Origin of the sequence: Streptomyces tendae (genome assembly GCF_014650435.1) — a bacterium.
GTDB lineage: Bacteria > Actinomycetota > Actinomycetes > Streptomycetales > Streptomycetaceae > Streptomyces > Streptomyces tendae.
Map to the genome: position 1 here is coordinate 745,847 of NZ_BMUY01000002.1, position 20,907 is coordinate 766,753.

The window sequence follows — 20,907 nt, forward strand, 5'->3', positions numbered from 1 at the left end:
CAATGGGAAGACCGACTAAATCTGCCCGCGTGTCCCCTGCGCAATAGGTGACTGCGATCGATCCCGGATCTTTCCCGAAGCTTTTCGCGGCCACCCCCTCCCGATGCCGAATCGTGACTGGGCTCACGTAGTTTCCTCCAAGGCTACGCGCGTAGAAATTTTGTACGGGTAGTCTGAAGGAACCTGCTCAGCACCACACACCGGGAGTGCCAGTGGCACGCGTCGTAGTCGACGTCATGCTCAAGCCGGAGATCCTCGACCCCCAGGGCCAGGCGGTGCAGCGCGCACTGCCGCGACTGGGTTTCGAAGGGATCTCGGACGTCCGCCAGGGAAAGCGATTCGAACTGGAAGTGGACGGGCCGGTCGACGACGCCGCCCTCGCCCGCATCCATGATCTTGCGGAATCCTTCCTCGCCAACACCGTGATCGAGGACTTCACCGTCAAGGTCGAGTCCGAAGACGTAGTCGCGGGGGCGGCGAAGTGACCGCTCGTATTGGCGTCGTCACTTTCCCCGGCTCTCTCGACGACCGGGACACGCAGCGCGCGATCCGTGTCGCCGGCGCCGAACCCGTCGCCCTCTGGCACAAGGACAAGGACCTCAAGCAGGTCGACGCCGTGGTGCTGTGCGGCGGTTTCTCGTACGGCGATTATCTGCGCGCCGGCGCCATCGCGCGCTTCTCGCCGGTGATGGACACCGTCATCGACCAGGCGAAGGCCGGGCTGCCGGTGCTGGGCATCTGCAACGGCTTCCAGATCCTCACCGAGGCCCACCTGCTGCCCGGCGGCATGCTGGGCAACGACCACCTGCACTTCATCTGCCGCGACCAGAAGCTGCGGGTGGAGAACGCGGACACCGCCTGGACCAGCGACTACACCGCCGGCCAGGAGATCCACATCCCGCTGAAGAACATGGACGGCCGCTACGTCGCCGACCGGCGCACGCTGGACGAGCTGGAGGCCGAGGGGCGGGTTGCCTTCCGCTACCTGGACATGAACCCCAACGGCTCGCTCAACGACATCGCCGGCATCACCAACGCCGCCGGGAACGTCGTCGGCCTCATGCCGCACCCCGAGCACGCCGTCGAGTCGCTGATCGGTACGGGCCGTACCGACGGTCTGCCGTTCTTCACCTCGATCCTCAAGAAGCTGGTCAACGCATGAGCCGGACGCCTCTGGACACGGTCGAGCACGCGACCGCGACCCCCGACGTCGAGCTGCCCTGGGCCGAGCTGGGCCTGAAGAAGGACGAGTACGAGAGGGTCGTCGAGATCCTCGGTCGCCGCCCCACCGGGGCGGAGCTGGCCATGTACTCCGTCATGTGGTCCGAGCACTGCTCGTACAAGAGCAGCAAGGTGCACCTGCGCCAGTTCGGCGAGAAGGCCCCCGAGTCCGAGGCGATGCTCGTCGGCATCGGCGAGAACGCCGGTGTCGTCGACGTCGGCCAGGGCTACGCGGTCACCTTCAAGGTCGAGTCGCACAACCACCCGTCGTACGTGGAGCCCTACCAGGGCGCGGCCACCGGCGTCGGCGGCATCGTCCGCGACATCATCGCGATGGGCGCCCGTCCTGTGGCCGTGGTCGACCCCCTGCGCTTCGGCGCCGCGGACCACCCCGACACCAAGCGCGTCCTGCCGGGCGTCGTGGCCGGCATCGGCGGCTACGGCAACTGCCTGGGCCTGCCCAACATCGGCGGCGAGGTCGTCTTCGACGCCTGCTACCAGGGCAACCCGCTGGTCAACGCCGGTGCCATCGGCGTCATGCGGCACGAGGACATCCACCTCGCGAAGGCGTCCGGCGCGGGCAACAAGGTCATCCTGTACGGCGCCCGCACCGGCGGCGACGGCATCGGCGGCGCGTCGATCCTGGCGAGCGAGACCTTCGACGACGCCAAGCCGTCGAAGCGCCCCGCCGTGCAGGTCGGCGACCCCTTCCAGGAGAAGCTCCTCATCGAGTGCACCCTGGAGGCGTTCAAGGAGAAGCTGGTCGTCGGCATCCAGGACCTGGGAGCGGCGGGCCTGTCCTGCGCGACCAGCGAACTGGCGTCGAACGGCTCCGGCGGCATGCGCGTCACCCTGGACGACGTACCGCTGCGCGACTCGACCCTCTCGCCCGAGGAAATCCTCATGAGCGAGTCGCAGGAGCGCATGTGCGCGGTGGTGGAGCCGGAGAAGGTCGACCGCTTCCTGGAGATCTGCGAGAAGTGGGACGTCATCGCCACCGTCATCGGTGAGGTCACCGACGGCGACCGGCTGGAGATCTTCTGGCACGGCGGCAAGATCGTCGACGTCGACCCGCGCACCGTCGCCCACGACGGCCCGGTCTACGAACGCCCCTACGCCCGCCCGGACTGGCAGGACGCCCTCCAGGCCGACGACGCGAACAAGCTGCCCCGGCCGGGCACCTCCGACGAGCTGAAGGACCAGGTCCTCAAGCTGGTCGGCTCGCCCAACCAGGCGTCCAAGCAGTGGATCACCCAGCAGTACGACCACTTCGTGCAGGGCAACACCGTCCTCGCCCAGCCCGAGGACTCGGGCATGATCCGGGTGGACGAGGAGTCCGGCCTCGGCGTCGCCATCGCCACCGACGGCAACGGCCGCTACGCCAAGCTCGACCCGTACACGGGCGCGCAGCTGGCGCTGGCGGAGGCCTACCGCAACGTCGCCACGACCGGCGCGAAGCCGCTCGCGGTCTCCGACTGCCTGAACTTCGGCTCGCCGGAGGACCCGGCGGTCATGTGGCAGTTCGCGGAGGCCGTCCGCGGCCTGGCCGACGGCTGCCTCCAGCTCGGCACCCCGGTGACCGGCGGCAACGTCTCGCTCTACAACCAGACCGGCGAGGCGGCCATCCACCCCACCCCGGTGGTCGCGGTCCTCGGCGTCATCGACGACGTGGCCCGCCGCACGCCGGTCGCCTTCCAGGAGGACGGCCAGCTGCTGTACCTGCTGGGCGACACGCGTGAGGAGTTCGGCGGCTCGGCCTGGTCCCAGGTGATCCACGACCACCTCGGCGGCCTGCCCCCGAAGGTCGACCTGGAGCGCGAGCGCCTGCTGGGCGAGATCCTGATCTCCGCCTCCCGCGACGGCATGATCGACTCCGCGCACGACCTGTCCGACGGCGGTCTGGTCCAGGCGGTCGTCGAGTCGGCGCTGCTGGGCGGCAAGGGCGCGCGTCTGGTCGTGCCGGACGGGCTCGACGCCTTCACCTTCCTCTTCTCGGAGTCGGCGGGCCGTGCGGTCGTCGCCGTCCCGCGCTCGGAGGAGGTCCGCTTCAACGACATGTGCGGCGCCCGCGGCCTGCCGGTCACCCGCATCGGCGTGGTCGACGGCGACGCGGTCGAGGTCCAGGGCGAGTTCACCCTCCCCCTGACCGACCTGCGCGAGGCCCACGAGGGGACGATCCCGGGGCTGCTGGCGTAGTAGTCGCAGCTCCCAGAGCGTCTGAGGTCCCGTCCGGTGGGTTCCGGGCGGGACCCCGTCGTCTCAGCGCACGTAGTTCTTGAGGATCTCCGTGTCGAGTTCGATGCCGATCGGGGCCGGGAGGACCGCTGTCTCGCCGAAATCCGTGAGGCGGATGTCGCGATAGCCACCGACTCGCCGGTTCGGGCGGCTGTGGACCGTGACCGTGCAGGTGTCCCGGTCGATCAGCAGGTACACCGGAATCCCCGCCTGCCCGTACGCGGCAGGCTTCTCGTGCCGGTCACGCCGGTCCGTGTCCGAGTCGTACGACGTGACCTCGACGACCATGAGGGCTCCGTCCGGTTCGGCCCATTCGCCGTGTCCCGCGAAGTGGGCCTCGGGAGCGAGCACGGCGTCCGGCCGCGCCCTGCTTTGCCGGTACGCGTCGACCCGTAGCCCCTGTGTCTGGTACAGGTCAAGGTCCGGCCGCGCCTGCATACAACGTTTGGCCAGCCAGGACACGATGCTGTTGTGGTCCCCGTCCGTCACCGGCTTGACCTCGATCCGTCCGTCAATGAACTCCAACGTGACGGTCTCGGGAGCGGCGGAAGCGATCGTTTCGAACTCGTCCACCGACATCTGAGACGTGTGCTCGGCCATAACCGTCATGTTGCACCTCCTTCCAGGCGCGGACCAGTGTTTCCAGGGCCGCGGTCCTCCCGGGCCGCCTTTCGCGACCAGACACACGTGCGAGTGACGCTTGCGCGGGATTACGTAGCTACGTAATGTCGTACTCGTGGAGCAACTGGAACAACGCGTGGCCGACATCGAGCGGCGCCTCGCCGCCCTGGAAGCCGCTGACCGGCCGGCCTCCGGTCCCAGGGAGGGTGACCTCTGGGCCCTCGAAGGCCTGAAGGCGCAGCTCGCCGAGCTGGGGGCCGCGGCGGGAGGTGTCCTCTTCACCGGCTCGGTGCGCCTGCCGGCCGGGGAGCAGTACGTCTGGCAGCACGGCGCGCTGACCGAAGGGCTGCTGGACGCCGACTGGGCCGAGTCCGCCGAGGTGTTCGCCGCGCTGGGGCATCCCGTGCGGCTGCGGCTGCTGAGGGAGGTGCTCGGGGGGCGACGCACCGCCGCCGAGCTGGCGGAGCTGGACGGGATGGGCACGACCGGCCAGATCTACCACCACCTGCGCCAGCTCACCGGCGCCGGCTGGCTGCACACCACCGGCCGGGGCCGCCACGAGGTGCCGCCGGGGCGGGTCGTACCGCTGCTGGTGGCGCTGTCGACCGCGCGGAACTGAAGGGGAGCGCCAAGACAGTCAGGTCCGCCAGGACAGTCAGGTCCGCCAGGACAGTCAGGCATGTCAGGACCGTCACGTCCGGCACAAGCAAGGGGGAACGATGTCCGTACCGTCCGCACGCAAGCTCGCCATGATCGCCTTCCGGGTGCTGCAGCTCGCCTTCCTGGCCCTGGTGGTCGTCGGCGTCCTCTTCGACCCGGGGTATCCGTGGTGGAGCGTCTTCCTGCCGCTGGTCCTCGCCTACGCCCTGATCACCGTGGTCAACCGGTGGAACGGCGGAGCCCCGGACGCGCCCGGCAGGTCCCGCGAGCCCGTCGAGGTCGCCCCGCCCGTCACCGGCCGCTGGTCCGCGCTGAACAGCCCGGCCGACCGCACCCCGAGCCACGGCGTCCACGCCTACGGGCAGACCTTCGCCATCGACCTCGTCGCCGAGCCGGAGCCCGGCGCCCGCCCCGGCTTCCGAGCCCTGTGGCCGCTCGCCCGGCGCAGCCGCGACTTCCCGGCGTTCGGCGCCCCGCTCCTCGCGGTGGCCGACGGCACGGTCGTACGCGCCGACGACGGCCAGCGCGACCACCTGAGCCGCACGTCGCTGCCCGCACTGCTGTACCTGATGCTGGTCGAGGGCTCGGTACGCGAGCTGGCCGGCGCCCGCCGCATCGTCGGCAACCACCTCGTCCTCGACCTCGGCGACGGCGTTCACGCCCTGTACGCCCACGTGCAGCGGGGCTCCTTCACCGTGCGCGAGGGCGACCGGGTCCGCGCCGGCCAGGTGCTCGCCCGCTGCGGCAACACCGGCAACTCCACCGAGCCGCACGTCCACTTCCAGCTGATGGACGGCCCCGACCCGGACAGTGCGCGGGGCGTCCCCTTCACCTGGACCGGCATCGGCGTCCCGCGCAACGGCGAGATCTTCGAGACGCCCTCGTCGGCCATCTCGCCCGCATAGGCTCACCGCATGCCTCCGGCCAGAAAACGCCCCCGCGCCTACGACCCCGCCCGCACCCGCGCCGCCGTTCTCGCCCAGTTCGGCAACGTGCGGGCGGCCGTCCGCGGCCTGAGCTCCGAGCAGCTCGCCCTGCCCACCCGGCTCGGGGAGTGGAGCGTGCGGGAGCTGGTCGCGCACGTCGGGAGGGCGCTGACCGCCGTGGACCGGCTGCTGGGGGAGCCCGAGCCACTGCGGCAGGACGGCCGGCTGCTCGACTGGCCGTTCGCCATCGCGGCCGACGCGGACGCCATCGCCGGGACGGCCCGGCGGCTCGCCGCCGAGCACCCCGACCTCGACGCCCACCTCGCCGAGGCGGAGCGGCGCTTCACCGAGCGGCTCGACACCCACCCCGGGAGCAGGCTGCTCCCCACCAGCGCGGGGGCCCTGCCGCTGGCCGACTACGTCGTCACCCGGACCGTCGAGCTGGTCGTGCACACCGACGACCTGAACGCCGCGGTGCCCGGCCTCGACGTCCCGTACGACCGGCAGGCACTCGCCGCCGCGACCCGGCTGCTGGCCGACGCGCTCGCCGCGAAGGCACCGGGCGGCTCGACGGAGGTAAGGATCCCGCCGTACGCGGTCGTGCAGTGCGTGGAGGGTCCCCGGCACACCCGTGGCACCCCGCCCAACGTCGTCGAGACCGAACCGCTGACCTGGGTCCGGCTCGCCACCGGGCGGCTGACCTGGAAGGACGCCCTGCACGCGGCGAAGGTGAGGGCGAGCGGGGAACGGGCGGACCTCGGAGCGCTGCTGCCGCTGCTGAGCTGAGGGCGGCGCCGCAGGGGGAGCGGACGGGAACCGGATCTTCCCCGGCTCCGTCGAATCGGCATGTACAGGCAGAGCAGGAAGACAGGGAAGAGCACGAAGACCGGGAAGATCAGGAAGAGCGGTCGGAAGCAGCGGTCCAGCGTGACCCTGACCGTGGCGGCCGTCGCCGCGCTGGCCCCGCTCGCCGCGGCCTGCGGCAGCGAGAAGGCCGACGGCGGCGGCAGCGGTTCCGCGGCTGCGGCCGGAGAGCCCATCACCGGCGTCCGGTGGAGCATCGACAGCGTCACCGTCGACGGCACCACCCACCGCGCGCCGGACGAGGCACACGTACGGATCGACGACGGCGGCGAGGCCGCGGGCAGCACCGGCTGCAACAGCTTCAGCGCCCGAGCCGACGTCGAAGGCGCGGGCGACGACCGGCGCGTCCGGCTCAGCGACGCCATGTTCACCGAGAAGGCATGCGCCAAGACCCCCGCCGGCTTCGAGAAGTCCCTCGGCCGCGCCCTCACCACCGGCTCGCTCACCACGGAGAACGAGGGCGAGCGGCTCACCCTCACCACCGCCGACGGCGACACCGTCCGGCTCAGCAGGTCCGAGGACGCGTCCCTGTACGGCACGAAGTGGCTCGTGGACGCCCCGGGCCAGAAGGCCGGCAAGGGCCGCGCCCACCTCACCTTCGACCGGGACGCGAAGACCGTCTCCGGGCGGCTGCCCTGCAACCGCGTCAACGCCGGGGCCACCGTCAGCGACGGGCGTATCACCCTCGGCGCCCCGTCCACCACCCGAATGATGTGCGAAGGCTCACTCATGGACGCCGAGAAGCGGCTGCTGGGCCTCTTCGACGGCCAGGTCCAGTATCGGATCGATCATGAAACCATCACGCTGACCAGCGAAGACGGCGCCACGGTCCGGGCCGTCGCGGAGCAGTGATCCACGAGTGAGCCGCCATCCCCAATTCGGACCAGTGGTCGATCTCGCCTACACTCGATGGCGTGCCACGTGGTGACGGTCGACTCAATCACGATCTGCTTCCCGGCGAGAAGGGCCCCCAGGACGCTTGCGGCGTCTTCGGTGTCTGGGCTCCGGGCGAAGAGGTCGCAAAGCTCACTTACTTCGGGCTGTACGCCCTCCAGCATCGGGGCCAGGAATCCGCGGGAATCGCGGTCAGCAACGGCTCCCAGATCCTCGTCTTCAAGGACATGGGCCTGGTGTCCCAGGTCTTCGACGAGACCTCGCTCGGTTCGCTCCAGGGTCACATCGCGGTCGGTCACGCCCGCTACTCGACCACCGGTGCCTCCGTGTGGGAGAACGCCCAGCCGACGTTCCGTGCCACCGCGCAGGGATCCATCGCGCTCGGGCACAACGGCAACCTGGTCAACACCGCCCAGCTCGCGGAGCTGGTCGCCGACCTGCCCAAGCAGGACGGCCGCTCCACCCGCGTCGCGGCGACCAACGACACGGACCTGATCACGGCCCTGCTCGCGGGTCAGGTCGACGAGGACGGCAAGCCGCTGACCGTCGAGGAGGCGGCCGGCCAGGTGCTGCCCCAGGTGCGCGGTGCCTTCTCCCTCGTCTTCATGGACGAGCACACCCTCTACGCGGCCCGCGACCCGCAGGGCATCCGCCCGCTGGTGCTCGGCCGCCTCGAGCGCGGCTGGGTGGTCGCCTCCGAGTCCGCCGCCCTCGACATCTGCGGTGCGAGCTTCGTCCGGGAGATAGAGCCCGGCGAGTTCGTCGCCATCGACGAGAACGGCCTGCGAACGTCGCGATTCGCGGAAGCGAAGCCCAAGGGCTGCGTCTTCGAATACGTGTACCTGGCCCGCCCGGACACCGACATCGCCGGCCGCAACGTCTACCTCTCGCGCGTCGAGATGGGCCGCAGGCTGGCGAAGGAGGCCCCCGCGGAGGCCGATCTCGTCATAGCGACCCCGGAATCCGGCACCCCCGCCGCGATCGGGTACGCCGAAGCCTCCGGCATCCCCTTCGGTAACGGACTGGTCAAGAACGCCTATGTGGGCCGGACCTTCATCCAGCCCTCACAGACCATCCGCCAGCTCGGCATCCGCCTGAAGCTGAATCCCCTGAAGGAAGTCATCAAGGGCAAGCGGCTGGTGGTCGTCGACGACTCCATCGTCCGCGGCAACACCCAGCGGGCCCTGGTCCGCATGCTCCGCGAGGCGGGCGCCGCCGAGATCCACATCCGGATCTCGTCCCCGCCCGTGAAGTGGCCCTGCTTCTTCGGCATCGACTTCGCCACCCGCGCCGAGCTGATCGCCAACGGCATGAGCGTCGAGGAGATCGGCACCTCGATGGGCGCCGACTCGCTGGCGTACATCTCCATCGACGGCATGATCGAGGCGACCACCATCGCCAAGCCCAACCTGTGCCGTGCCTGCTTCGACGGCGAGTACCCGATGGAGCTCCCCGACCCCGAGCTGCTCGGCAAGCAGCTCCTGGAGACCGAGCTGGCCGCCGGGCCCGCCGGTACGGCCGCCGCCGACGCCATCCGTCGCCCGTAGCCGTCCGCTTGCCCGCTTCCCGGTTTCCCGGTTTCCCCGGCCTCCCTGCCGAACGACACGAAGGTTCTCATCGTCATGCCTGACACAACTGGTGCCAGCTACGCAGCCGCCGGCGTCGACATCGAGGCGGGCGACCGCGCCGTCGAGCTCATGAAGGAATGGGTCAAGAAGACGCGGCGCCCCGAGGTCCTCGGCGGCCTCGGCGGCTTCGCCGGCCTCTTCGACGCCTCCGCCCTCAAGAACTACGAGCGCCCGCTGCTCGCCTCCGCCACCGACGGCGTCGGCACCAAGGTCGACATCGCCCGGCAGCTCGGCGTCTACGACACCATCGGCCACGACCTGGTCGCCATGGTCATGGACGACATCGTGGTGTGCGGCGCCGAGCCACTGTTCATGACCGACTACATCTGCGTCGGCAAGGTCCACCCCGAGCGTGTCGCCGCGATCGTCAAGGGCATCGCCGAGGGCTGTGTGCTGGCTGGATGCGCCCTGGTGGGCGGCGAGACGGCCGAGCACCCCGGCCTGCTGGGCGCGGACGACTTCGACGTCGCCGGCGCCGGTACGGGCGTCGTGGAGGCCGACCGGCTGCTCGGCCCGGAGCGCATCCGTACGGGTGACGCGGTGATCGCCATGGCATCCTCCGGACTTCACTCGAACGGGTACTCGCTGGTCCGCCACGTCCTGCTGAACGAGGGCGGCCTGGCGCTCGACGCCCACCTGGACGGTCTCGGCCGCACCCTCGGCGAGGAGCTGCTGGAGCCGACCAAGATCTACTCCCTGGACTGCCTGGCCCTCATGCGCACCGCCGAGGTCCACGCCTTCAGCCACGTCACCGGTGGCGGTCTCGCGGCCAACCTGGCCCGCGTGATCCCCGACGGCCTGCACGCCGTGGTCGACCGCTCCACCTGGGCCCCGGGCGCGATCTTCGACCTCGTCGGCCGGACCGGCCGGGTGGAGCGCCTGGAGCTGGAGAAGACCCTGAACATGGGCGTGGGCATGATCGCGATCGTGCCCGAGGAGTCGACGGACGTGGCCCTGACGACCCTCGCCGACCGCGGCGTGGACGCCTGGGTGGCCGGCGAGATCACCGACCGCGGCGAGCACGGGACGGGCGCGGCGCTCGTGGGCGACTACGCCGTCTGAGCTGCCGCGGATGCCGCAGGTGACGCGGGTGACTTGGGTAGCACAGAACCCGGTCGGTGACAGAGGTCACCGACCGGGAAGGTGTTCAGTGCAAGGTCAAGCGCCGCGTCGCTGTGCGGACGGGGACTGGCCGTCCTCGTCCTCGTCGTCGTCCTCATAGAGGTCGGCGTAACGTGCGTACACGTCGTCGTCCTGCTCATCGTCCTCGAATTGCTCGCCGTTCGGCGGTTGTGCATTCGACGGCGATGCGCCCAGCTCCTCGGCCAGGCGGGAGAGATCAGTCCCACCGCTGTTGTACTTCAGCTGGCGGGCGACCTTCGTCTGCTTGGCCTTGGCCCGGCCGCGCCCCATGGCTCGACCCCCTCAACGACGGGGCTCGACGGCCCCAGAGTCTTGACACGCGTTCATGGTCCGGAACGGGCTCTCCGCAGAGAGACCGGTCCGTAGGGCTTCCACGGTACCTGAGCCCACGCCCATACGGTACGTCGCCCGCAGCACGTGGCCCTGCACAGGACCGTCGAGGCGCCCCGTCCTCGCTGGTCAAAGGCGATTTTAACCACCTTTCGACGGTCGACCCGCCGGGATAAGTGAGAGTTCTCTCCAACTGCCCCCCGACGGGTACCCGTCAAACCTGCGGGAGTCCTTCCGGGCCACCCCCGTACGGCCGCCGGATCAGCGGCGGGTACGGGCCTCCGCCATCCGCTGCTCGGCGATCCGGTCGGCCGCTGCGGCCGGCGGAATACCGTCCTCCTTCGCACGTGCGAATATGGCCAGCGTGGTGTCGTAGATCTTCGCGGCCTTCGCCTTGCACCGGTCGAAGTCGAAGCCGTGCAGCTCGTCGGCGACCTGGATGACACCGCCTGCGTTCACCACGTAGTCCGGCGCGTAGAGGATCCCGCGGTCGGCGAGGTCCTTCTCCACACCCGGGTGGGCGAGCTGGTTGTTGGCCGCGCCGCACACCACCTTCGCGGTCAGCACCGGCACGGTGTCGTCGTTCAGCGCGCCGCCGAGTGCGCAGGGCGCGTAGATGTCCAGGTTCTCCACCCGGATCAGCGCGTCGGTGTCGGCGACGGCGACCACCGACGGGTGCCGCTCCGTGATCCCGCGCACCACGTCCTTGCGCACGTCCGTGACGACGACGTGGGCGCCCTCCGCGAGCAGGTGCTCGACCAGGTGGTGGCCGACCTTGCCGACGCCCGCGATGCCGATGGTGCGGTCGCGCAGCGTCGGGTCGCCCCACAGGTGCTGGGCGGCGGCCCGCATGCCCTGGTAGACGCCGAAGGAGGTGAGCACGGAGGAGTCGCCCGCGCCGCCGTTCTCCGGGGAGCGTCCGGTCGTCCAGCGGCACTCGCGGGCCACGACGTCCATGTCGGCGACGTAGGTGCCGACGTCGCACGCGGTGACGTAGCGGCCGCCGAGCGAGGCGACGAACCGGCCGTAGGCCAGGAGCAGTTCCTCGCTCTTGATCTGCTCCGGGTCACCGATGATCACGGCCTTGCCGCCGCCGTGGTCGAGACCGGCCATGGCGTTCTTGTACGACATCCCGCGCGCGAGGTTCAGCGCGTCGGTGACGGCCTCCGCCTCGTTCGCGTACGGGTAGAAGCGGGTGCCGCCGAGCGCGGGGCCCAAGGCGGTGGAGTGGATGGCGATGACGGCCTTGAGACCGCTGGCACGGTCCTGGCAGAGCACGACTTGCTCATGACCCCCCTGGTCCGAATGGAACAGGGTGTGCAGTACATCAGCAGGTGCGCCGTTTACGTCGGTCACGGTGGTGACTCCTGTGTAGGTGCGGCGATGGGTGGCAGGCCCCGTGAAGGTGGCGGGGACTGTGGCACGAGATTAGAGCCTGGGGGTACCGGCCCGCCGCACAGTGCTCAGGATCACCTCCGCACGGAGTACGGGCATGCGACGATTTGCAGAGGTTCTCGCGCGTTTGTGATCCGTTGCCTCAGGTTTCCGCAGGTTCTCGCAGGTTTTCGCGTCGGTGCGCGGGGGAGGGAGCAGGCGTGCCCAAGGTGTCCTCGGTGATCGTCCCGTACGCGGCGTACCTGCGCGTGTACGAGCCGCTGGCGGCCTTCCCCGACGATGAACGCGCCCACTGGACCCGCTACGCCCGCCGCCCCGACCGGCCCTCCTACCAGGACGAGCTGCGCCGCTCCCTGGCCGACCTGCTGCCCACCCCGCCGGTGGCGGTGCCGGTGCACGAGAGCGCGGACGCCTTCGTGACCGAGGTGGACGGCGTGGTCTGCGTCTGCCCCTGGCGGACCCGGCTGCGCGGCTGGCAGGCCCTGGGCGAGCTGGCCGAGGACTTCCCGGAGCCGGTCCTGGACGCCCTGATCCCACCCGTCGTACGCCGCCAGAGCGCGCAGGACTACGAGCGCTGGCTGGAGCGCAACCCGGACGCCCGCCCCTGGATCCGTACGGCCACCTGGCAGGTGCCGATCAACTGGTTCGTGCTCGTCTCGGACGCCGAGCGGGAGTACGACGAGGGCGGCGACGGCGAGGCGGCGGCCGCGCCGGTGCTGCGCTACCGCACGCCGATGGTGCAGGCCCGCCGGCGGGTGGCCCGGGCGCTGCGGGCCCTGCGGGAGGCCGTGGACGAGGGGCCGCTCATCGACGGCCTGGTGGACGTGGGGCGCTGGCTGGAGGAGTTCCACCCGCGTTCACTGGTCGAGTTGGACTACGGCGGGCTGGTGCACGCCCTGCCCGCCGGGGAGTTGGAGGCGGACCACTCCGCGGCGGACGTGGCCGAGGGGATCGAGGCCCTGCGCCACGGCGACGGGGTCGCCGCGGGGGCGGCGTACGGGCGGCTGGTGGAGCGCTGGCGGGCGGTCCGGGACCGGCGTTCCGCGAACTGACGTTTGACGTACCGCCCGATGTGGGGTTTCGTCTTCCGCTCCGACACGTGTTCGGGATGGGCTGATCCCTTGTCGACAAGGGACGTAGGTCCCGATCCGGGCGTATGCGTCAAGCGTGACGGACCGCACGTACATCACTCTTGCGCCCCTTCCCCCTCCTCATGCCAAAATAGGACAAGGAGCCCGGGGAGGGCTCCTTCCGTCCTGCTGTGGTGCACTGTGGGTGGAATCTCAGCATTGCACGCTTTGGGGGGTCTGGTGACTCCTGATCGTCCCTGTGACTGATCGTCACAGTGGCGTGACTGTCCGCTATGGCATGGTCCATCGGCTTCCGTCGCTGATGAACACCTGGGAGGGCAATTCCATCGGTTTGGCCGACGCGGCTGGACAGATGGTGTAGTTGTAGTGCCGAGGACAAGCCGTTCGTCCTATAACCGACTCGACTCGCGTCCGCCATTTCGGGCAACGCGGGTCAAGGTGCAGAATTTAGAGGAATGAACCGAGAAGGTTCGGTTCTCCCGAGGAGGCCGCTCATGACCGCTCGCACCCCTGATGCCGAGCCGCTGCTGACCCCGGCTGAGGTCGCCACCATGTTCCGCGTCGACCCGAAGACGGTCACGCGCTGGGCGAAGGCCGGCAAGCTCACGTCGATCCGCACGCTCGGCGGGCATCGCCGCTACCGCGAGGCCGAGGTCCGCGCTCTGCTCGCGGGCATTCCGCAGCAGCGCAGCGAGGCCTGAACAACTGAATAACCGGGCAGAACGGCAGGTCCCCCAACCTGTCGGGGCGCCTGGACCACACAGCTCCAAGCGACGCCGTCCCTGCCCCAACAGAGGTGCGTCGTTGATCGCGCTGGACTCCGCCGGGTCCAGCGCGATTTTTTTGTGGCCCCTCCCGTGTCCTGCTCCGTGTCCTCTTCCGTGTCCTCCGCCGCGTCCCGCGCCCGGTTCTGTGAGCGGGCTTGTCGGAGTCTGGGGGGCGGTGTCGGATCTGCTGTGCGAGCACCGTCGAGCTGGTGCAATTGCACATATTAAATTGATCAGTTGTAGGAGAGGTGTAAGTGCCTCCGTTTCAAAAACTCATGCGGTGACACCCGTCACACCGCACGGCGCTTGTTGGGCCGGACGCCCGTGCGCTATTGGAGGCGTGGCCTCCAGGAGGTCTGCCGGGCAAGGGTGTTGGGGCTCGCGGGGTCACGCCGTGGGCGCGCTCCCGTCCTCGACGCCCTCTTGACGGCCCGTCGCAGACTGTGGCGCCGGCGAGTCCAGTGCCAGTCGCAGGAGCCGGTGACAGATCGGGCAGTGGCGCGTCACGTGACGGTACGACGACGCGGCCGACAGATGCGCGCGGAGCAGGGCCCGCGTCTCGTGCCTGACCGATGTCGCCATACGCCACCTCCAGGGGTCCTACGGGGGATGTGCCCTGTCTTTGGAGTACCGAGCGAAAGTGACGCCGTCAAGGCCGCGAGAGGGCGACTGAGAGCCGCTGAGGGCCTCTGGCGGCCTGAAGGTCAACCAGCAGGGGAAGTTGCCCGCACCGAACGGCGCAGGCAAAGGGGGAAGCCCCGCACCATACGGTGCGGGGCTTCCCTGTTGCGGTCCTGACGGGATTTGAACCCGCGGCCTCCACCTTGACAGGGTGGCGAGCACTCCAAACTGCTCCACAGGACCAGGTTTCGCGGCGCTTTTTGTGCGTTGCGCTGCGAGAAGAGACTGTACAGGAGGGTGGGCCGCCGGTCGAACTCACCCTCCGTGCAGGGGTCGTCACGGCTGTGTCAGGGGGCGAGCGCGTCGATGGCCTTCACGATCCGCTTGTCGGAGACGGGGTACGCCGTGCCCAGCGCGTGGGCGAAATAGCTGACCCGCAGCTCCTCGATCATCCAGCGGACCTCCAGCACCTGCTGCGGCACCGGGCGGCCCTGCGGCATCTGTTCAAGGAGCCACGCGTACTCGTCCCGCATCTCGTGGACCTTCTCCATGCGGGACGTGTCCCGCTGCACGCCCGTCGGCATCTGCTGCAGCCGGCGGTCGGCGGCGACCAGGTAGCGCATCAGGTCGGGCAGCCGCTTGATCCCGGCCTGCGTGACGAAGCCCGGCTTCACCAGCGCGTCCAGCTGCCCCCGCACGTCCTGGAGGTTCGCCAGCAGGGCGGGGCTGCGCACGGCCTTCAGACGGCGCTCGCAGGCCTGCCAGGCCGCCAGCACCTGCTGCACCTGGCCCACCGTGCGGACGGTCGTGTCGACGATCTCCGCGCGGACCTTGTCGTAGAGCTTGCGGTACGACTCCTCGTCCCACGCCGGGCCGCCGAAGTCCGCGATCAGCTTGTCCGCCGCGGCCATGGCGCAGTCGTCGAAGAGTGCCTGGATCGAGCCGTGCGGATTCGCGGACAGGCCCAGCTTCTGCTGGTTGGTCAGCTTCTCGGACGCGAACTTCGCCGGGTTGACCGGGATGTTGCGCAGGATCAGCCGACGGGTGCCCTTCCACATCGCCTGCGCCTGCTCGGCCTCGGTGTCGAAGAGGCGGACGGAGACGGTGCCGGCCTTCGGGCCGTCGTCGACGAGGGCCGGGTACGCCTTCACCGGCTGACCGGCCCGGCGGGTCTCGAAGACCCGGGTCAGTGTGCCGATGGTCCAGTCCGTCAGCCCGGAGCGCTCCAGGGACTCGCCGCCGCTGCGCTCCGCGGTGGCGGCCGCGGCCTGCGACAACGCCTTGCGCGCCTTCGGGCGCAGCCGCAGCTTCAGCGCCTCCAGGTCCTTGTCCTCGGCCAGCTTGCGACGGCGCTCGTCGACGATCCGGAACGTGATCTTCAGGTGGTCGGGGACCTTCGCCCAGTCGAAGTCCTCGGCGTCGAAGGGCACCCCCACCATGCGCTTCAGCTCCCGCGCCATGGTCACCGTCAGCGGCTCCTGGAGAGGCACGGCACGGTCCAGGAACGCCTGGGCGTAGTTCGGCGCGGGCACGTAGTTGCGGCGGACCGGCTTGGGCAGGGAGCGGATCAGCTCCGTGACGACCTGCTCGCGCAGGCCCGGGATCTGCCAGTCGAAGCCCTCGTCCGTGACCTGGTTGAGCACCTGGAGCGGTACGTGCACGGTCACACCGTCGGCGTCCGCGCCCGGCTCGAACTGGTACGTCACCCGGAACTTCAGCGGCCCCTGCCGCCAGGAGTCCGGGTAGTCGTCCTTGGTGACCGCCCCCGCCTTCTCGTTGATGAGCATCTCGCGCTCGAAGTCGAGGAAGTCGGGCTGCTCGTGCCGCTTGTGCTTCCACCACGAGTCGAAGTGCGCGCCGGAGACGACGTGTTCGGGCACCCGCTGGTCGTAGAAGTCGTACAGCGTCTCGTCGTCGACCAGGATGTCCCGGCGCCGGGCCCGGTGTTCCAGCTCCTCGACCTCGGTCAGGAGCTTGCGGTTGTCCGCGAAGAACTTGTGGTGCGTGCGCCAGTCGCCCTCCACCAGGGCCTTGCGGATGAACAGCTCGCGGCTGGCCTCGGGGTCGATCCGCCCGTAGTTCACCTTGCGCTGGGCCACGATCGGCACGCCGTAGAGCGTGACCTTCTCGTACGCCATCACCGCCGCCTGGTCCTTCTCCCAGTGCGGCTCGCTGTAGGTGCGCTTGAGGAGGTGCCCGGCGAGCGGCTCCACCCACTCCGGCTCGATCCTGGCGTTGACGCGGGCCCAGAGCCGGGAGGTCTCCACCAGCTCCGCGGACATCACGAAACGCGGGGGCTTCTTGAAGAGCGCCGAGCCCGGGAAGATCGCGAACTTGGCGTTCCGCGCGCCCAGGTACTCGTTCTTCCCCGTGCTCCTCCCGCCCTCCCCTCCGGCGTCCTTCACGTCCTTCATGCCGACGTGCGAGAGCAGCCCGGCCAGCAGGGACACGTGGACGCGGTCGTCGGGTGCGGGGTGCTCCTCGTCGTTGAGGTGGATGCCCATCTGCCTGGCGACGGTGCGCAGCTGCGTGTAGATGTCCTGCCACTCGCGGATGCGCAGGAAGTTGAGGTACTCCTGCTTGCACATCCGGCGGAAGGACGACGAACCGCGTTCCTTCTGCTGCTCGCGCACGTACCGCCAGAGGTTGAGGAAGGCGAGGAAGTCGCTGCTCTCGTCCTTGAACCGGGCGTGCTGCTGGTCGGCCTGCGCCTGCTTCTCCGCCGGGCGCTCCCGCGGGTCCTGGATGGACAGGGCCGCCGCTATGACCATGACCTCGCGGACACAGCCGTTCTTGTCCGCCTCCAGCACCATCCGGGCCAGCCGCGGGTCGACGGGCAGCTGGGCGAGCTTGCGGCCGGTGTCGGTCAGCCGCTTGCGTACGTCCTTCTGCGCCGGGTCGAGCGCGCCCAGCTCCTGGAGCAGCTGCACACCGTCGCGGATGTTGCGGTGGTCCGGCGGGTCGATGAAGGGGAACTTCTCGATGTCGCCGAGGCCGGCCGCGGTCATCTGCAGGATGACGGAGGCGAGGTTGGTCCGGAGGATCTCCGCGTCCGTGAACTCCGGGCGGGCCTCGAAGTCGTCCTCGGAGTACAGCCGGATGCAGATGCCGTCGGACGTACGGCCGCAGCGGCCCTTGCGCTGGTTGGCGCTGGCCTGCGAGATCGCCTCGATGGGCAGCCGCTGGACCTTGGTGCGGTGGCTGTAGCGCGAGATACGGGCGAAGCCGGGGTCGATGACGTACTTGATGCCCGGCACGGTGAGGGAGGTCTCGGCGACGTTGGTCGCCAGCACGATCCGGCGCCCGGTGTGCTGCTGGAAGACGCGGTGCTGCTCGGCGTGCGAGAGCCGCGCGTACAACGGCAGTACCTCGGTGAATCTGTACTTCTTCTTCTCCAGCGCGTCGGCCGTGTCCCGGATCTCGCGCTCGCCGGAGAGGAAGACGAGGATGTCGCCCTTGCCCTCCCCCATCAGCTCCTCGACGGCGTCGGTGATCGCCGTGATCTGGTCCCGGTCGGCGTCGTCCCCGTCCTCCTCCAGGAGCGGCCGGTAGCGCACCTCCACGGGGTACGTCCGCCCACTGACCTCGATGATCGGGGCGTCGCCGAAGTGCCGGGAGAACCGCTCGGGGTCGATGGTCGCCGAGGTGATGACGACCTTGAGGTCGGGACGCTTCGGCAGCAGCTGGGCGAGGTAGCCCAGCAGGAAGTCGATGTTGAGGGACCGCTCGTGGGCCTCGTCGATGATGATCGTGTCGTAGGCGCGCAGCTCGCGGTCGGTCTGGATCTCGGCGAGCAGGATGCCGTCCGTCATCAGCTTGATGAAGGTGGACTGTGGGTTCACCTGGTCGGTGAACCGCACCTTCCAGCCGACGGTCTCCCCGAGCGGGGTGTCCAGCTCGTCCGCTACGCGCTCGGCGACCGTGCGCGCGGCGATCCGGCGGGGCTGGGTGTGCCCGATCATGCCGCGGACGCCACGGCCCAGCTCGACACAGATCTTCGGAATCTGGGTGGTCTTGCCGGACCCCGTCTCACCGGCGACGATCACGACCTGGTGATCACGGATGGCCGCCGCGATCTCGTCCTTCTTCTGGCTGACCGGGAGCTGCTCGGGGTAGCTGACGGCCGGCACGCGCGCCCGGCGCTCACCGATGCGCTGCTCGGCCTTGGCCACCTCCGTCTCGATCTCGGCGAGGACGGCGGCGCGGGCCTCCGGCTTACGGATCTTCCGCGCACCCTCCAGCCTGCGGCCGAGCCGGTGCGCGTCGCGCAGCGACAGCTCGGTCAGCCGGGGGGCGAGGGTGCCGAGGGCGGGGGCAGGGTGCGTAGACATACGGATTCCAGGATCTCATCCTCGGGAAAAACCTGGCGAACGCTTTTGCCGCGGCGTCCGCACAGGCAACGCAGGCAACTACAACAAGGCCCCGATCCGAAGATCGGGGCCTTTGCTGTGGCTGGGGCCGGGGTCGAACCGGCGACCTATCGCTTTTCAGGCGATCGCTCGTACCAACTGAGCTACCCAGCCGCGAGGTTTCACGTGAAACCTCAGCGGTCCTGACGGGATTTGAACCCGCGGCCTCCACCTTGACAGGGTGGCGAGCACTCCAAACTGCTCCACAGGACCAAGCTTCGTACGACAGTGTCGCACATGTACTGCGTGCCCCCAACGGGATTCGAACCCGTGCTACCGCCTTGAAAGGGCGGCGTCCTAGGCCGCTAGACGATGAGGGCTATCGGCCCGCCTGGGCGCTTCGCAGCGCGTCGGGGACGTGAGAAGCATATGGGATGGCGGGAGGTATCGCCAAAACGGTTTACGGAGTGCTGGGGACGGGCCTGCTCGGGGCGGTGGGGGAGGCGCCGGTGCCGGAGGAGGACGGGCCGGTGCCGGAGGGAGAGGGGCTGGTGGCGGAGGGGGACGGAGTGGCGCCCGGCTGGTTCTCCTTCGGCAGATGGCGGCTGACCTCGGCCGTCGTCAGGCCCAGGCCGCCCAGTTCGATCTCGTCCCAGGCCTGGAGGCGCCGGGTGTCCCGGTCGAAGTAGAGGATGGACGCCTGGATGGGGTCGGGGTACTTGCCCTCGACCGCGCGCAGCCCGCTGCCGCCGGTGGAGCCCTCGACGCGCAGCCGGGTGCCGTACTTCATGACCTCCATGTCCTCGTGGTGGAGGTGCCCCGCGAGGACGAGGGGCACATCGCCGTCGACCTCGCGGGCGGCCGACGGCTCGTGGGCGATGGCGATGTCGACCGGGGTGCCGGCCGCGCGCTGGTCGCGCAGGGCGGAGGCGAGGCGGGCGCCGGCCAGTTCCTGGGACGCCTCGGCACCGTCCGCCTTGGAGCGGTCGGGGGTGTACTGCGGGTCGCCCATGCCGGCGAAGCGCAGACCTGCGACGGTGCGGGCGTGGCCGTCGTCCAGGACGTGCACGTTCTTCAGGTGCTTCAGGTACTCCTGGGTGCCGCGGGAGTCGTGGTTGCCGCGGACCCAGACGTAGGGGGCGCCGAGGTCCTCGACGGGGTCCAGGAAGCCGTTCTCGGCGGCCGTGCCGTGGTCCATCGTGTCGCCGGAGTCGACGATCACGTTCACCTTGTACTGCTGCACCAGCGAGGCGATGATCTTCCAGCTCGCCGGGTTCAGGTGGATGTCCGACACGTGCAGGACGCGGATCGTGGTCGGGTCGGGCTGGTAGGCGGGGAGGGTCGAGGTGACGTCGTAGAGCTTGGTCACGTTGGTCACCAGGCGGGCCAGCTCCTTCTGGTAGACGTCGAACTCGGTCACGATGCTGCGCGCGTTGCCGACCAGCGAGGGCGCGGAGGAGAGCAGTCCGGAGAACTTCGGCTCCAGGACCGAGTCGGGGTTCCAGGTCGCGTACGCGGTGCCGCCGGAGGCGACCAGCAGGGTGAGGGCGAGGCCCCCGGCGGCGAGGGCGCGCCGGGGCCGGCGGTAGACGGCGAGGCCGAGCGCGGTGGCACCGGTGACCACGGCCACGCAGGAGCGGACCGCGAGGTCGAGCGTGCCGTGCTCGACGTCCTGGGCGACCTCGTCCTGGAGCCCGGAGAGGCGCTCGGGGTGGTCGACGAGGGCCTGGGCGCGGGCGGGGTCCAGCTGGTCGACGTTGACGTCGAGGCGCACCGGGGCGACGTGGCTGTCGAGCTGGAGGGCGCCCAGCGGCGAAACGTTGATCTTCGTGCCGCCGGCCAGTGAGGGGCGCAGGGTCATCGTCGTGTCCATGGGCCCGACCGGGACCCGGACGTTGCCGACGACCAGCAGGCCCAGCCAGGCGCCGAGCACGACGACGGCGACCAGGCCCGCGGCACGGGACCACGGGCGGGAGCGGGCGGCGGCGAGTTCGGGAGCGGCGGACGGGGGCCGGTGCCGGCGGGCGAGCCGGTCGCGGTGCCGGCGGGTGAGGATGCGCGGGGCGTTGCGGATGGGGTTCATCACCTCGGCCAGGGCGTGCAGGGCTGCGGCGGGGACGCGGGCCATTGGTCCCGTATGCCCGTGGCCCGGGGCGGATATG

Annotated in this window: 17 protein-coding genes and 4 tRNA genes; 11 read left to right on the forward strand and 10 right to left on the reverse strand. The window is 69.9% G+C overall.

Annotated elements, in window-relative coordinates:
* Positions 1 to 212: 212 nt before the first annotated feature.
* Genes purS through purL form a run of 3 tightly spaced genes read left to right on the forward strand, consistent with a single transcriptional unit; the run spans position 213 to position 3,417 of the window.
* Positions 213 to 485 carry a phosphoribosylformylglycinamidine synthase subunit PurS gene (gene purS, locus IE258_RS08505; protein WP_003974895.1) on the forward strand — a complete coding sequence of 91 codons (273 nt, stop codon included), beginning with the start codon at positions 213 to 215 and terminating at the stop codon, positions 483 to 485.
* Positions 482 to 1,162: a phosphoribosylformylglycinamidine synthase subunit PurQ gene (purQ, locus tag IE258_RS08510; protein ID WP_189740939.1), complete on the forward strand. Its 681-nt coding sequence runs from the start codon at positions 482 to 484 to the stop codon at positions 1,160 to 1,162. The genes purS and purQ overlap by 4 nt, the downstream gene beginning before the upstream one ends.
* The gene (gene purL, locus IE258_RS08515) at positions 1,159 to 3,417 is read left to right on the forward strand and encodes a phosphoribosylformylglycinamidine synthase subunit PurL (protein WP_189740942.1); all 2,259 of its coding nucleotides are present in this window, start codon (positions 1,159 to 1,161) and stop codon (positions 3,415 to 3,417) included. Before purQ ends, purL begins: the two co-directional genes overlap by 4 nt.
* A gap of 63 nt (positions 3,418 to 3,480) precedes the next feature.
* Here purL and IE258_RS08520 read toward each other — a convergent pair whose 3' ends face one another.
* Positions 3,481 to 4,065, reverse strand: coding sequence for a Uma2 family endonuclease (locus IE258_RS08520; protein ID WP_189740945.1), 585 nt, complete (start codon positions 4,063 to 4,065; stop codon positions 3,481 to 3,483).
* Between the two features lie 148 nt (positions 4,066 to 4,213).
* On the opposite strand from IE258_RS08520, the gene IE258_RS08525 reads away from it, so the two are divergent.
* The 6 genes from IE258_RS08525 to purM all read left to right on the forward strand — a co-directional run bounded on the left by IE258_RS08525 (position 4,214) and on the right by purM (position 10,111).
* Entirely contained in the window at positions 4,214 to 4,696 is a 483-nt protein-coding gene (locus tag IE258_RS08525) for an ArsR/SmtB family transcription factor (protein WP_189741201.1), read from the forward strand.
* 100 nt (positions 4,697 to 4,796) lie between these two features.
* Positions 4,797 to 5,642 (forward strand): M23 family metallopeptidase, encoded by an 846-nt coding sequence (locus IE258_RS08530; RefSeq protein ID WP_189740948.1) that lies wholly within the window; start codon positions 4,797 to 4,799, stop codon positions 5,640 to 5,642.
* A gap of 9 nt (positions 5,643 to 5,651) precedes the next feature.
* On the forward strand, positions 5,652 to 6,449 hold the full coding sequence (locus IE258_RS08535) for a maleylpyruvate isomerase family mycothiol-dependent enzyme (RefSeq protein WP_189740951.1): 798 nt from the start codon (positions 5,652 to 5,654) through the stop codon (positions 6,447 to 6,449).
* A gap of 141 nt (positions 6,450 to 6,590) precedes the next feature.
* Positions 6,591 to 7,379, forward strand: a complete 789-nt coding sequence (locus IE258_RS08540) for an META domain-containing protein (protein ID WP_229891987.1) — start codon at positions 6,591 to 6,593, stop codon at positions 7,377 to 7,379.
* Between the two features lie 62 nt (positions 7,380 to 7,441).
* Positions 7,442 to 8,968 (forward strand): amidophosphoribosyltransferase, encoded by a 1,527-nt coding sequence (purF, locus tag IE258_RS08545; RefSeq protein WP_159330505.1) that lies wholly within the window; start codon positions 7,442 to 7,444, stop codon positions 8,966 to 8,968.
* A gap of 75 nt (positions 8,969 to 9,043) precedes the next feature.
* Positions 9,044 to 10,111 carry a phosphoribosylformylglycinamidine cyclo-ligase gene (gene purM, locus IE258_RS08550; protein ID WP_189740959.1) on the forward strand — a complete coding sequence of 356 codons (1,068 nt, stop codon included), beginning with the start codon at positions 9,044 to 9,046 and terminating at the stop codon, positions 10,109 to 10,111.
* Between the two features lie 96 nt (positions 10,112 to 10,207).
* On the opposite strand, the gene IE258_RS08555 is transcribed toward purM, so the two are convergent.
* On the reverse strand, positions 10,208 to 10,462 hold the full coding sequence (locus IE258_RS08555; RefSeq protein WP_159330509.1) for a DUF3073 domain-containing protein: 255 nt from the start codon (positions 10,460 to 10,462) through the stop codon (positions 10,208 to 10,210).
* A gap of 321 nt (positions 10,463 to 10,783) precedes the next feature.
* On the reverse strand, positions 10,784 to 11,878 hold the full coding sequence (locus IE258_RS08560; RefSeq protein WP_189740962.1) for a Leu/Phe/Val dehydrogenase: 1,095 nt from the start codon (positions 11,876 to 11,878) through the stop codon (positions 10,784 to 10,786).
* Positions 11,879 to 12,117: 239 nt separating this feature from the next.
* Here IE258_RS08560 and IE258_RS08565 point away from each other — a divergent pair, with 239 nt between their 5' ends.
* The gene (locus tag IE258_RS08565) at positions 12,118 to 12,969 is read left to right on the forward strand and encodes a DUF8083 family protein (protein ID WP_189740965.1); all 852 of its coding nucleotides are present in this window, start codon (positions 12,118 to 12,120) and stop codon (positions 12,967 to 12,969) included.
* Positions 12,970 to 13,502: 533 nt separating this feature from the next.
* Entirely contained in the window at positions 13,503 to 13,709 is a 207-nt protein-coding gene (gene bldC, locus IE258_RS08570) for a developmental transcriptional regulator BldC (RefSeq protein ID WP_003949541.1), read from the forward strand.
* Between the two features lie 453 nt (positions 13,710 to 14,162).
* On the opposite strand, the gene IE258_RS41135 is transcribed toward bldC, so the two are convergent.
* The 7 genes from IE258_RS41135 to IE258_RS08600 all read right to left on the reverse strand — a co-directional run bounded on the left by IE258_RS41135 (position 14,163) and on the right by IE258_RS08600 (position 20,873).
* Positions 14,163 to 14,357, reverse strand: a complete 195-nt coding sequence (locus tag IE258_RS41135) for a DUF6274 family protein (RefSeq protein ID WP_159330515.1) — start codon at positions 14,355 to 14,357, stop codon at positions 14,163 to 14,165.
* Between the two features lie 207 nt (positions 14,358 to 14,564).
* A tRNA-Asp gene (locus IE258_RS08575) sits at positions 14,565 to 14,639 on the reverse strand.
* A 104-nt stretch (positions 14,640 to 14,743) separates the two neighbouring features.
* On the reverse strand, positions 14,744 to 18,727 hold the full coding sequence (gene hrpA, locus IE258_RS08580; protein ID WP_189740968.1) for an ATP-dependent RNA helicase HrpA: 3,984 nt from the start codon (positions 18,725 to 18,727) through the stop codon (positions 14,744 to 14,746).
* A gap of 118 nt (positions 18,728 to 18,845) precedes the next feature.
* Positions 18,846 to 18,919, reverse strand: a tRNA-Phe gene (locus tag IE258_RS08585).
* A gap of 24 nt (positions 18,920 to 18,943) precedes the next feature.
* A tRNA-Asp gene (locus tag IE258_RS08590) sits at positions 18,944 to 19,018 on the reverse strand.
* Positions 19,019 to 19,052: 34 nt separating this feature from the next.
* A tRNA-Glu gene (locus IE258_RS08595) sits at positions 19,053 to 19,125 on the reverse strand.
* Between the two features lie 80 nt (positions 19,126 to 19,205).
* A complete protein-coding gene (locus IE258_RS08600; RefSeq protein ID WP_189740971.1) occupies positions 19,206 to 20,873 on the reverse strand; it encodes a metallophosphoesterase family protein in 1,668 nt (555 codons plus the stop codon).
* Positions 20,874 to 20,907: the final 34 nt, after the last annotated feature.